We start from the raw sequence: 12,991 nt of genomic DNA, 5'->3' as shown, positions 1-12,991 counted from the left end.
CACGCGTGTGTGGTCGGGCTGGAGGGGCCGCCAGGGTGATGCAGCGTTATTCACGCCAGGTTTACCTTGGCGAATCGTCGCTTGCCCACCTGAATCACATAGGTGCCTTTGTTCAGGCGCAGGGCTTTGTCGTTCACCTTTTCGCCATCAATTTTTACCCCGCCTTGCTGAATATTGCGGTTGGCGTCGCTGCTGGACTCGCACAGGCCGGCGCCTTTCAAAACCCAGGCCAGGGCGGCGTCTTGTTCCCCGTCAGGCAGGGTTACATGACATTCAGGCAGGTCCTCGGGTAGTGCGCCTTGCTTGAAGCGCGCTTCAAATTCTGCCAGGGCGTCGGCGGCGGCTTGTGGACTGTGGAAGCGAGCGACAATCTCTTGGGCCAAGGCCACCTTGGCATTGCGCGGGTTTTCGCCCTGCTCGCAAGCCTGTTTCAGCGCTTCAATGTCAGACATGGGGCGGAAGCTTAGCAGCGTGTACCAATTCCACATCAGGGTGTCGCTGATGGACATCACCTTGCCGAACATATTGGTGGGGGTTTCGGTGACGCCAATGTAGTTGTTTTTGGATTTGGACATTTTGTCCACGCCATCGGTGCCCACCAGCAGAGGCATGGTCAAAATACACTGCGGCGGCTGTTCATTTTGTTTTTGAAGTTCTCGCCCCATCAACAAATTGAATTTTTGGTCGGTTCCGCCCAGTTCAAGGTCGGCCTTCAGGGCCACAGAATCGTAGCCTTGCAGCAGGGGGTACAGGAACTCGTGTACGGCGATCGGGGTGCCGGCTTGGTAGCGTTTGGTAAAGTCGTCGCGCTCCAGCATACGGGCCACCGTGTAGCTGCTGGCCAAGCGAATCAGACCGTCGGCCCCCAAAGGGTTCAGCCAAGAACTGTTGAATTCGATGGCTGTGCGGTTGGGGTCTAAAATCTTGACCGCTTGTTCATGATAGGTTTTGGCGTTTTCTTGCACCTGCTCACGGGTCAACGGCGGGCGCGTGCTATTGCGGCCAGAAGGGTCGCCAATCATCGAGGTAAAGTCGCCGATCAGGAAGATGACCTGATGGCCCAAATCTTGCAGCTGTCTAAGCTTGTTGAGCACAACGGTGTGGCCCAAATGGATGTCGGGGGCTGTGGGGTCCAAGCCCAGCTTGATTCGAAGTGGCGTGGATGTGGTTTCGCTGCGAATGAGTTTTTGTACCCATTCGGATTCGATCAAGAGTTCCTCACAGCCTCTTTTGGTCACTTCTAGTGCATGGCGCACTGTTTCGGAGATCACGGGTGACCCGTCTGAATTATTTTGGTCCCTTCTATCAGGTGACTGTTTCATTTGGCAATCCTTTGTTACACTCTCGCAATCGCAGTGTTGTATTTTTGAAAATCCGGGCCGATTGAGGGCGATTGGCTGGCAGTTTCTACACACCAAATAATTAAAAATGATGCTTCAAACATTGTTAGAGCGAGCAATCGCCGCAGGGAGGCTGGCTGCTTCCCACGCACAGGGCTGGGTTAGGCAGGGTCTTCAATACGCAGACGATATTCTTCCCGCTTCACACAACCACAGACAGTGGGTCATTGTAGGGTTTTTTTCTCTTCCTGTTTTGGGTGCGGTGGTTGCAATTGCCGGCTCTGTCCAAAACAACAGTCTGGATTCGTCGCAAATTAGCACCGCAGCCGTGGTGGAAGCCATCGAGCTGAACCTTGACGAAGCGGGTATTTACACCGTGGACCCCTTGGTGGCTGAAGAGCGAATTCGCCGGGGCGACACTCTAATCGGTTTGCTCGAGCGCATGGGCGTGAACACCGAGGGCCTTGCTTCCTTTATGGGCAAAGATGCCGTGGCCAAGCAACTGGTTAACCTTCGCGCCGGGCGTGTGCTCACAGTGCAGCAAACTCTTGACGGCGACTTGAAATGGTTGCGCTACAAAAGCGCCGTTGAGGAAGATGGTCAAGAGTCCATTTTTGTTCAAAAACAAAACGGTGTATTCACAGCCAAGCTAGAAGCCGTCGAATTTGAAAAGCAGATCGTTTTCCGCTCTGGTCAAATTGAATCGTCACTATTTGCAGCGGCTGACAAGGCGGGGCTGCCCGATTCGGTGGCCATTCAACTCACCGAAATTTTTTCCTCAGACATCGACTTCCACCGTGAATTGCGCAAAGGCGATGAGTTCCGGGTGGTGTACGAAGACCTCACTCTGGAAGGGCGTTCCGCCCGTGCCGGACGTGTGCTTGCCGTGGAATTTGTGAACAACAACAAATCTCACAAAGCCTACTGGTTTGCACCCGCCAACCAATCCCCCGGCTACTACAACGAGGAAGGCCGCAGTATGCGCAAGTCTTTCTTGCGCTCACCTTTGAAGTTTTCTCGCATTTCGTCAGGGTTCAGTTCTCGCCGATTCCACCCCATTCAGCAGCGCTGGAAAGCTCACCATGGCGTGGACTATGCGGCTCCCACTGGAACGCCCATCATGGCCACGGCCAGCGGTACGGTGAGCTTCGTGGGCGTGCAAAATGGCTATGGCAATTTTGTAGAAATTCAACACCACAGCGGCTACAGCACGGCGTACGCTCACCTTAGCCGATTTGGAAAAGGCTTGAAGCGCGGTCAAAAGGTCGAGCAGGGTGACATCATTGGTTACGTGGGTGCAACGGGTTGGGCCACTGGGCCGCACTTACATTATGAGTTCCGTGTGAACCGTGTGCCCAAAGACCCACTGACTGTGAACGTTGCGCGTGCTGAGCCACTGGACCGCAACAGCATTCACGACTTCAAGCGGGTTCAAATGGCCCTGGATCGTCGCATGGAACTGGCCACTGCACAGCGCTTGGCGCGGGCGCAGTAAGTGATCGTTCTTGGCGCAATGTCGGGCACCAGCACCGACGGCGTCGATGTGGCAGCGCTGCAGGTTGATTTGCAGCGCGGAGATCTCCGTTTTTTGGGCCATCACGGCCAGGCGTTTGACGCTGAGTTGCAAGGCAAACTGCTGCAACTTCAAGAAATCCCTCTACGAGTTGCCTCGGGCGAAGACCCGCTTGGTTTCATGTTCGCCTGCCGCCGCGAACTCAGCCTGTGTTACGCATCTGCGGTGCGCATGCTGATGGAGCAACTGGGCTTGGCCACCAGCGACGTGGATGCCATTGGGGCCCACGGTCAAACCCTTCGTCATCGCCCCGATATGGGTTACACCTATCAAATGCTGGATGGGGCTTTGTTGGCAGCCCAGTCCGGGGTGCCTGTGGTCTGCGATTTTCGCTCTCCCGATGTGGCGCTGGGTGGGCAGGGTGCCCCCTTGGTGCCAGCTTTTCACCAGGCTTGGTTGGCTTCCCGTGGAGTGTATGCGCGCAGCGCAGTATTAAACCTGGGGGGGTTTTCTAATCTCACTGTGATGTCGGCTTCAGACCATCCCGTCATTGGCGGCGATTGCGGGCCCGCAAATTGTTTAATGGACGCCTGGGCTCAGCATCGCTTTGGCATGCCTTACGATGAGGGGGGCAAAATTGCCGCCTCGGGCGTGGTTCAAGAAGACTTGCTCAACTTGCTGCTGGGCCATCCGTTTGCGCAAAAGCCCTGGCCCAAAAGCACGGGCCGTGACGAGTTTAATTTGAGCTGGCTAGAGTCCATGTTGGATCAACATGGCAAACGGGTGAGCAACGAAGACGTGATGTCCACCTTGTTGGCCATGGCGGTGGATTTGGTGAAAAACTGCCTGCCCGAGCAAGTTGATCAACTCTACGTGTGCGGTGGCGGTGCAAAAAACGATGTTTTTGTAACCGAACTCGCCCTGCGTTGTGCACCGGTGGAGGTGTTGCCCATTGAAAATTTGGGCATGCCGGCCATGGCGGTTGAGGCCTTGGCCTTTGCGTGGCTGGCCATGCGCCGAATCAACGCGTTGCCCGGCAACTGCCCTTCGGTGACTGGCGCGAGCCGTAAAGCCATTTTGGGCGCTGTTTATATTTAGCCCCCAATCCAGAGTCATCAAAGCAAGCTGGCTGTTTTTGGCGCGGTTGGCGCAGGAGGTGCGCCTGTGCCCTTGGGTTTCGCAGGAGTGGGGGAGGCCGCATCCCTGGGCGGGAACAGTTCTTCCAGCACGTGAAGGCCTTTGTCTGATCGCTTGGGGTGACAGGGGATCCGAATCAATCCATCGTCAAAGCGGATCGCGTGGCCGCCTTTTTCGGGTGCGTTTTCAACCAAGATGCAACATGGATGGTATTCCAGAAGGCTGCACAGCAACTTGATTTCTTCACGGGCCTTTTCTACTTCTGCACAATTTCCTGCGTACATGATGTACACCGAGGGCATGCCGCGATGCAGGGCCTGCAAATAGGAACGGTAAGCGCCTGCGGTGGAATATTCAACACTGTCAAACCCAGCGCAAGGCAAAATCCGTTTGACTTCAGTCATGCTTTCTTCGCTGATCGTCAACACCCTTACTGTTAAAGTGGTCACGGGCTCTTGGTCGCGTTGTTTTGCGTACGCCTGCAACTCTGCATCGCCTGGCAGCAGCACCTCAAACACAGACCCAACCAATTTGCCTCCGTAGTAGCGGTTTTTGCATTGTGTGGTTGCCAGAATGTCTTCGCTCAGCTCCATCACCATGGATGAACCATGGCCCCAGCCCTTGTGGTGTTTGGCCACCTGGTCGGTGTCCACGCCAGTGCCGGTGTCGCTGATTTGAACACAAACCCGCCCGCCTTTGCGGCGCAAGCCCACGACCACACCGCCTTGTTTGGTGTATTTGATGGCATTGTCCAGCCCGTTACGCAAAATTTTGGTTAAAGTTTCGCGGTGGGTTTGCACAATCAGGTCGCTTGGCACATAGCGAATCTGCAACCCCTTTCCATCGGCCAACAGGCGATATTCCTCCACCAATGGAGACAGAATATCGTCAATCCGCGTAGGCTTCAGGGGGGTTAATTGGCTTTGGCTGGGGTAACGAATGGCCTGAGTGAGCTGCTCAAAAAAATCCTCCAACATGGACTTTAAAGCCCGCTGGGCGGTTTGAATGTGCTGGTAGCGAGCGGTCACCTCTGGATCTTTGGAGATGGCCTTGCCCACGCTGGCCAAAATGCCCATGGTGCTTAAAGGCTGCCGCAAGTCGTGACGAAAGTCTTTTAATACCCGTTTGCCACGGTAGGCCAGTTGCATCACTTGATTGTCCACTTTGGTCAAGCCTTCCAACTGCTTGCGCAGGGTGCTCCGTGAAAAGTCCTGGAAAAACATGTGCGCGACTGCCGATGCCAGCAACAACCAATACAAAGCCTGGGTAAAAGAAAGCGCGACGGTCGTGGTGTTATTGGCCGCGTCATAGCTTGCGTGCATGGCCAGATCAACGACGCAATAAAGCACTGCAAAATAGTAGGCCTTTACTTTGGTCACGGTCTGGATGCGGTTGCCATAGGCCTTGATCATGACGACCAAACAGACCCCTTGAAGAGCCACCACACCGATCTGCAAGCCCAAGCCCGCCACCAATGGGTCTGCGCAAGCGGCTCCCACGCCCAGAAAATAGGGGATATACGACATGGTGTGGAGCCGAAATTTTCCCCGGGTTCTGTGCAAAAAAGCGGCGCCGAAAAACAGGAAGGAAAGCACCTCAATGCCAGCGTGAAGGGGTTGCCCATGCAAGAGGCTTTCGTATTCACCCGCCCCCAAGACAAACACCCCAAAAAAGAGCACTCCAATGACCGCGGATGCATTTTGCCGTTGGTTGGGCAAATGGTTTGAAAAAAACGGGTAGAGCGCCGTGCCCAAGAGCACGGCAATCAACATCATTTGATACGACATGAGTGCCTGGTGTGTGGTTGTGTTATCGCATGGCCTGTTTTTTTAAATTGTTGTTTTTGTTATTGATACTTGTTCTCACGCAGAAACGGATGCGTTCAGCCGCGGAATTTTTCGATACAAGCTCACCGCCTGAGTTCTGTTCTTCACATTCATGCGGGTGAAGATCTCGCGCAGGTGGGTTTTGATGGTTTCTGGCGAAAGATCCAGTTTGCGTGCAATTTCTTTATTCGATAGGCCGCTGGCCAGGTAATGCATCACCTGCTGTTGCTTGTGGGTGAGCTGAATGCCGGTGGCTTGCCCCAAACGGCCGGTGTAGTTTTCGCCATTGGTTTGACGGTTATTCAAAGCGTTTGGGCGCCATTGCACTTGCACACCGGCTCGGGTTAGGGCCTCGAGCAGGGTGGCAGAGGTGTGTTCAAACCCCTCTGCTTTTGAAAGCACCCAGGAGGGGGTGTGCTGATTGGGCTGAACGCTTCGCAGAAGGTTGTCGTCCCCGCTCATGATCAACATGGGTAGCCCGGGCCGAAGCTCGCACAGGGTGTCGATCACCTGTTGGCCCTCCGCATCGGGCAGACGGAGGTCGGTGATGATGAGCGCGGGGTTGTTGCTTGCGCACAACTCTTTGGCCTGCCCCACGCTGGATGCGCATAAAATGTCGGCGTTGGTCGCCACAAACTCCACCAGGTCTTTGATGCCAGTGGCAAACAGTGGGTGATCTTCAATAACCAAAATTTGATTGGACGGCATCTGTGTCTCCTACCGAGAGAAGTTAGTTCAAAAGGTGTCACCCGAAGTGATCAACTTCGATGTTTAACGGATTAACACTTTTTTCCAACCCTCTTTAGGGGGAGTTAATCGGGTTGAGTCCGTTCAGTCAATAAGTAATCGCCGTAGAATACGGGGTAGAAGCCCCCGCTGCCATGGAACCCCATTCCCCCAAACACGCATGAGAACTCGATTAAGCGCCACCCCCAAACCTGCAGCGGATGAATCCCAGGCTCGCGTGCGGCGCAAAGAACAAACGCGTCACAATTTGATGCAGGCGGCGCTCACCTTGGTGGGGCATGGCAGCAGCTTTACGGCCTTGGGGATTCGTGAAATTACCCGCGAGGCTGGCGTGGTGCCCACCGCGTTTTATCGCCATTTTAAAAACACCGATGAATTGGGTTTGGCCTTGGTGGAAGAAGGGGGCATCACCCTGCGTCGCCTCTTGCGCGAGGCCAGGCAAGCCAGTCTTCCCGGTGAGGACATGATTCGCCATTCGGTGAGCGTGTTTGTGAATTACCTGAAGCAACACCACCTGGAGTGGCGTTTTGTGAGTTCGGAACGTTCCGGGGGTTCGCCTGTGTTGCGCAATGCCATTCGCAACGAGATCACCCACTTCACCAACGAGATGGCCAGCGATTTGCGCGCGCTCAATATATTTCCTGCATTGTCTACCCACACGCTGCAATTGATTTGCAGTTTGGTGGTCACCATGATGGTCAACTCGGCCACAGACTTTTTGGATGTGAAGCCTGACCAGCCCCAGCTTGAGCGCGAAATGATCGACAACTTCGTGAAGCAGATCGTGATGGTGTTTCTGGGTGCAGCCAATTGGCAAGAAGAACCCACACATTCATTGTCTGATGAGTTGGCGGGCCGCAAATGACCCAGCCTGTGGTGTATGTGGACCTGGATGGCACCTTAAGCCCGTCAGATGTCTTGATTGAAAGCTGTCTGATGCTGCTCAAGCAGCAGGCCTGGATGGTGTTTCCCATGCTGTGGTGGGCGCTGCGCGGTGGTTGGTATTTTAAGCAGCAGGTGGCCAGCCGCGTGAACCCCAATCTTGAATTTTTACCCATCGATGCGCAGGTGCTGGATCGTCTTAACCAATTGAAAGCGGCTGGGCACACCTTGGTGCTGGCCAGTGCATCGGTGGCGCGCGATGTTCAAAAAGTGGCGGCGCGCTTGGGGATCTTTGATCGCGTGTTGGCCAGCCAAACTCACAACCTGAAGGGACGGGCCAAGTTGCAGGCCATTGAGGCAGACGCGGCGGGGCGCCCGTTCTTTTATTTTGGTGATGCGGCAGTGGATCTGCCCATATGGAAGGCGTCCGCCCATGCATTTGCCGTCAACCCGTCCCGCGCTGTGGTGTTAAAAGCCCGTGCCAGTGGCATTGAGTTGCATGAAATTCGTAGCCGTGCAAGCCGTTTGCGGGCCGCAGCCAAGGCCATGCGTTTGCAACAGTGGGCCAAAAATGCACTGCTGTTTTTGCCCCTGATTGCTGCCCACAACCGCAGCATGGAGCTTTGGGTCAGCATGTTTTGGGGCTTTGTGGCCTTTGGCCTGGTGGCCAGTGCAACCTACATCTGGAACGACCTGATGGACCTCAACGCGGACCGGCAACACCCCCGAAAGCGCCACCGACCCATGGCCAGCGGCGCACTGCCGGTTGTGCAGGCTCTGCCCCTGATGATGGCGCTTGGCCTGGGCGGGTTTGCGATGTCTGCCTGGTTGGTGGGAGTGGCCTTCACGGCGGTGTTGTTGATCTACACGGTGCTGACCTTGTTGTACACCTTCGTGTTTAAGCGCACGGCCTTTGTGGATGTTTTGCTGTTGGCGGTGTTGTACACCGTACGTGTGATTGCTGGCGGCGTGGCCACTGGCATCGATTTGTCGAGCTGGTTACTGGCTATTTCGCTGTTTGTGTTTTTAAGTTTGGCCTTGGTCAAACGTTGTGCAGAGCTGGAGTTTTTGCAACTGGAGGGTGCTCAGCCGCAAGGGCGCGGCTACCGCATGAGTGACCTGAGTTATTTGGTGTCCATGGGCATTTCAAGCGGATTTGTGGCGGTGTTGGTGTTGGCCTTGTATGTCGACAGCCAAAACGGCTCCATGCTTTATAAAACGCCAGAATACCTCTGGGGCATTTGCCCGCTTTTTCTGTATTGGTTGATGCGCATTTGGATCATGACCTCGCGCAAGGAAATGATGGACGACCCGGTGCACTTTGCCATTCATGACCGCATCAGCTGGGGGTTTTTGTTGGCGGTGGCGGTGTTGGTGGCCTTGGCCCGTTGGGCTTGATTAACAAAATGGACCTTGCATGTTGACCATGGTGAATTTGCCGCAAGCCAAGCGGGTGTTTTGGGTCACGGTGGCCGCAACCACGGTGATCAAATTCTGGCTCGCTTTGTTTTTCCCGATGACCGGTGACGAGGCTTTTTTCCACCAGTGGGCCAAGTTTCCAAATTGGGGGTATTACGACCATCCCCCCATGATTGGTTGGTGGTTGTGGGGTTTGTCTAAAATCAGCGATGCGCCCGTGATGATTCGCAGCTTGACCATGCTGCTGACCACAGGCATTGCGTTTGGCATTGTGCTTCTGGCGCGTGAGTTGCTGCCCCAAGGACAAGAGGCCAAGGCCTGGCTGGCCGGTGCGGTGTATTTGTCTATGCCTGCGTCGTGGTTTGCCGTGTTTGTAACCACCGACACACCGTTGATATTTTTTATGGGCCTGGCCATTTACACCTACACCAAGTCCATTCGGTCAGGATCTTATTGGGGTCTGTGGCTTGCCGGATGCTTTTTGGGTCTGGCTTTTTTGTCCAAGTATTTTGCGGTGCTGCTGGGGTTTGCATTTGGGCTGCACCTGCTCACCCAACCCCATCGTGTTAAAAAAATAGCGCTGCTCTTGCTCGGCGTGTTGCCTTTTGCGGCAGAGAACATTGCTTATAACGCCTACAACTGCTGGAACAACATCATGTTTAACCTGGTGAACCGGCATGATGATGCCCAGCTTGGATGGGGAACGGTGTTGACCTATGTGGGCATGATGGTCTACCTGATGACTCCCTGGGTGATGTGGACCCTGTTCAAGCATGTCAAGGCATGGCGTGGTCACAAGGCCTTGGTGTTTGCCTTGTTTGTTCCACTGGGCTTGTTTTTGCTCATCTCATTGAACAAAACCGTGGGTCTGCATTGGGTGTTGGGCTTTTTGCCTGTGGCTTTTGTGTTGCTGGCCTTGGCGGGCAATTCGGTGTGGATGCGGCGTTATGTGTGGTTCAACGCGGTGCTGTCTGTGCCGCATGTGGTCTTGTTTGGTTTGCTGATGCACGCCCCGGCTGGCATTTGGCCAAAACAGAGCTTCCAGCAAGATGTGGTGTTTCACCGTGATATGCCAGCCATTTTGCAGCAACTGACCGCTGGCATGCCTGCAGATGCCGTGTTGACGACCACGGCCTATTCGCCCGCCGCGCTCATGAGCTATCACCATGGCCAAGTGGTGCCGGTGTTTGGCCCTGGCAAGTACCACGCGCGCAACGATGATGTGTTTGTAGACTGGCGGGAAATGCAAGGCAAGCCGATTCGAATCGTGGCCAAAGCCAAGCCCATTGACCCGGCGTTGTATCGCAATTATCTAAGCAACGTGAAGGTGAGTGAGCAGGTCGTGCAGGGCATCCCGTTCACCGTTGTGGATGGCGATCACTTTGATTATTCGCGGTTTCGCGATGAGGTGTTGCGCCAAGCGGTGAGCCGGTACTACCAGATTCCCAGATTATTGCCGGTGCTGGATTGCCCGTTTGGTCGCAAGTATGGTTTTGAGGCCGAGTGCCGAATTGGCCACTGGGGCCTCTTTGAAGGTTTGAAATAAAAACCGCCCAAGCATGTGATGCCGGGCGGTTTGGGGTGCGCCGTCTTTAAGTTTGAGCGTTGGCGGTTTGCAGCTTGCGTTTGCTGGGTAGTGATAGTTTAAACACTTTCAATAGCACGCCAAAATACTGTTTGTGCAGTTTGCCGGTGTTGTAGGGCAGACCGTATTTTTCGCACACGGCCCGCACTTTGGGGGCCACTTCCACATAGCGATGGGCGGGCATGTCGGGGAACAGGTGGTGTTCAATTTGATGGCTTAAGTGCCCACTCATGATGTGCATCAGCTTGCTGCCTTCAAAGTTGGCCGATCCCGTGATTTGACGGATGTACCAATCGCCGCGGGTTTCCTGGCCCATGTCTTTTTCATTGTAGGTGGCCACGCCTTCCGGAAAGTGTCCGCAGAAAATCACGGTGTAGCTCCAGAGGTTGCGAATCAGGTTGGCCAAGGCGTTGCCCAGCAGAACCCGGGGTGCATTCCATAGCGCGATCAGCGGGAAAAACACATAGTCTTTGAACACTTGCCGACCCGATTTTTTCAAAAAGGCTTTTAAGCGTTTGAAAAAGGTTTTGCGGTCAATTTTGCGCTCGCCGGTGATCTCGAATTCCAGGTCGTGCATGCCCACGCCCCATTCAAAACCCGCTGCCAGCATGGCGTTGTACACGGGTTGACCCAGGTAGGCGGGGTGCCAAGGTTGTTCTTCACTCATGCGCATGATGCCGTAGCCCACGTCGCGGTCTTTGCCCACAATATTGGTGTAGGTGTGGTGCATCACGTTGTGGCTATGGCGCCATTGATCGCTGTCGCACACATTGTCCCAATCGTATTGCTGACCGTTCAGTTTGGGGTCGCCAGTCCAGTCATATTGGCCGTGCATCACATTGTGGCCAATTTCCATGTTTTCAAGAATCTTTGCGTTGGCCAGAGCAAGCACGCCGAGCACAAAGGTGATGGGGTCTACGCCCACATGCAGCAGGGTGCGGCCGGCCACTTCGCTGCCTGTGGCGATACGCATCATTTTCCGGATGTGGGCCACATCTTTTTCGCCCAGGTTGTTCATCACGTCGTCGCGAATGGCGTTTAACTCGCGTTCAATCGCGTCCACATCGGCGCGGGTGATGTGCGCCGGGTGGCCCATGGTGCTTTGACGAACTTGGGTTTGAATGTCAGATTGAATTTGACTTTGCATGGTGTTTTCTCCTTCTTGTTTTACAAGGCAATATTCAGGGTGATGTCGCTTAGCGCGCGGCTGGTGCAGAGTTTGATCACTTCATTGGGTGCATTCGAAATTTCGCCAGTGAGCAGGTTTTGATGCGCGCCGTGCACCTTGACGCAGGTGCAGCTTGCACAAATGCCCATGCGGCAACCGTTTTTGGGTTGCAGGCCAGTGGCCTCAATTTGCTGTAGCAGTGGGGTGTCGCCTTCGGTGGTGAATGTTTTTCCCTGCGCCTCAAGGGTGACTTGCACTGGCCCCATGCTTTCGGTGTTTTGTACAAACACCGGGGGCATGAAGGTCTCGGTTACCAGCAGATTGGGGGAGTGGGCAAACCGAGCCTGCAGGTCAGAAATAAGCGCGCGTGGACCGCACACCCAAGTGCTGTGTTGACCGAAGCCGGGCAACGCTTTTGCAATGTCGTCTGCAGTGGGCACCCCGGCTGTGTCGCTGTCGTGGTTGATCAAGGTGAGCGAGGGCCAGCGGGCTGCCAGCGCATCCAGTTCATCGGCAAAAATCCGATTCTCTCGATTGCGGCTGATGTAGAAAAATTGCACCGGCGTGTTGGCTTGGGTTTTTTCCAGGGTGTAGAGCATGCTCATTACTGGGGTCACGCCGCTACCAGCCGCCACAAATTGAAGCTTGGGTGTTTGGGCTTGCGCCAGGGTAAATTCGCCGCCAAATTGGTCCAAGGTGACCACATCGCCAGCCTGCAGCTGCGTGTTGATCGTGTTGGACACCAGCCCATCAGGAATGGCCTTCACGGTGAATCGAAGCAGCGAACTGCCTTCAACCGTGCTCAGGCTGTAGGTTCGGCCCACACGCCTGCCGTTCACATCCACGCTAACGCGCGCATATTGCCCGGCTCGCATGCCCTTGAATTGGCTGTTGGGCTTGAGCCAGATGCTCAAGGTGTCTGGAGTTTCGCGTTTTGTTCTCACCACCTCGGCTCGCACTTCAAGCAAGGAGGCGGTGGGGCGAAACCACTGAATGGTGGTCTCCAGCAACGCTGGATTGATGAAATAGGGTGTGAGGCGCTTAAGTGAGGAATTGATCACGTTGGATCTCCCGATTTGTTTGTATGTGCACAACTGTACACAAAAAATCTGAAGATGCAACGCAGAGGTTTAGATGGACGGTTCTAGTAAATCTATATGTCTTTGAAATTAAATGGTAAAAATATTTTAATCTGATTGATTTTTAAGTGTACGAATTTTCTAAAACTGTTTTTTTATGGCGAATTCAAGGGTTGCCAGCGCACTTGCCCCTTGATCATTACGGGCTCTTCCGAGGGTTCAATTTGCAGTGGAATCTCCCAAGTGGACACTTGTTTACGGTTCTTCGGGGCGACTTTTAGTCGAGGATCCTGGT

General features: G+C 54.5%; 10 protein-coding genes. 5 read left to right on the top strand and 5 right to left on the bottom strand.

Annotated elements, in window-relative coordinates:
• Positions 1 to 50: 50 nt before the first annotated feature.
• On the bottom strand, positions 51 to 1,322 hold the full coding sequence (tyrS, locus tag ACEQU8_RS14160) for a tyrosine--tRNA ligase (RefSeq protein WP_370264461.1): 1,272 nt from the start codon (positions 1,320 to 1,322) through the stop codon (positions 51 to 53).
• Between the two features lie 280 nt (positions 1,323 to 1,602).
• Between tyrS and ACEQU8_RS14155 the strand changes: the two genes are divergently transcribed.
• The gene (locus ACEQU8_RS14155) at positions 1,603 to 2,835 is read left to right on the top strand and encodes a peptidoglycan DD-metalloendopeptidase family protein (RefSeq protein WP_370264459.1); all 1,233 of its coding nucleotides are present in this window, start codon (positions 1,603 to 1,605) and stop codon (positions 2,833 to 2,835) included.
• Positions 2,836 to 3,951, top strand: a complete 1,116-nt coding sequence (locus ACEQU8_RS14150; RefSeq protein ID WP_370264458.1) for an anhydro-N-acetylmuramic acid kinase — start codon at positions 2,836 to 2,838, stop codon at positions 3,949 to 3,951.
• 17 nt (positions 3,952 to 3,968) lie between these two features.
• Here ACEQU8_RS14150 and ACEQU8_RS14145 read toward each other — a convergent pair whose 3' ends face one another.
• A complete protein-coding gene (locus ACEQU8_RS14145) occupies positions 3,969 to 5,777 on the bottom strand; it encodes a sensor histidine kinase (protein ID WP_370264457.1) in 1,809 nt (602 codons plus the stop codon).
• A gap of 75 nt (positions 5,778 to 5,852) precedes the next feature.
• Positions 5,853 to 6,524 carry a LuxR C-terminal-related transcriptional regulator gene (locus ACEQU8_RS14140; RefSeq protein ID WP_370264456.1) on the bottom strand — a complete coding sequence of 224 codons (672 nt, stop codon included), beginning with the start codon at positions 6,522 to 6,524 and terminating at the stop codon, positions 5,853 to 5,855.
• 199 nt (positions 6,525 to 6,723) lie between these two features.
• Here ACEQU8_RS14140 and fabR point away from each other — a divergent pair, with 199 nt between their 5' ends.
• The 3 genes from fabR to ACEQU8_RS14125 are packed head-to-tail and all read left to right on the top strand — an operon-like array spanning position 6,724 to position 10,410.
• Positions 6,724 to 7,428: an HTH-type transcriptional repressor FabR gene (gene fabR, locus ACEQU8_RS14135; RefSeq protein ID WP_370264454.1), complete on the top strand. Its 705-nt coding sequence runs from the start codon at positions 6,724 to 6,726 to the stop codon at positions 7,426 to 7,428.
• Positions 7,425 to 8,843: a UbiA family prenyltransferase gene (locus ACEQU8_RS14130; RefSeq protein WP_370264453.1), complete on the top strand. Its 1,419-nt coding sequence runs from the start codon at positions 7,425 to 7,427 to the stop codon at positions 8,841 to 8,843. The genes fabR and ACEQU8_RS14130 overlap by 4 nt, the downstream gene beginning before the upstream one ends.
• Before the next feature lie 19 nt (positions 8,844 to 8,862).
• Positions 8,863 to 10,410: an ArnT family glycosyltransferase gene (locus tag ACEQU8_RS14125; protein WP_370264452.1), complete on the top strand. Its 1,548-nt coding sequence runs from the start codon at positions 8,863 to 8,865 to the stop codon at positions 10,408 to 10,410.
• A 46-nt stretch (positions 10,411 to 10,456) separates the two neighbouring features.
• On the opposite strand, the gene ACEQU8_RS14120 is transcribed toward ACEQU8_RS14125, so the two are convergent.
• A complete protein-coding gene (locus ACEQU8_RS14120) occupies positions 10,457 to 11,596 on the bottom strand; it encodes a fatty acid desaturase (RefSeq protein ID WP_370264450.1) in 1,140 nt (379 codons plus the stop codon).
• A gap of 20 nt (positions 11,597 to 11,616) precedes the next feature.
• The gene (locus tag ACEQU8_RS14115; protein ID WP_370264449.1) at positions 11,617 to 12,678 is read right to left on the bottom strand and encodes a flavin reductase family protein; all 1,062 of its coding nucleotides are present in this window, start codon (positions 12,676 to 12,678) and stop codon (positions 11,617 to 11,619) included.
• Between the last annotated feature and the right edge of the window lie 313 nt (positions 12,679 to 12,991).

The sequence above is a fragment of the Limnobacter sp. genome (genome assembly GCF_964228395.1).
Taxonomy (GTDB): Bacteria; Pseudomonadota; Gammaproteobacteria; order Burkholderiales; family Burkholderiaceae_B; genus Limnobacter.
The sequence above is the reverse complement of the archived record's forward strand: the minus strand, read 5'-3'. Positions and strand labels throughout refer to the sequence as shown.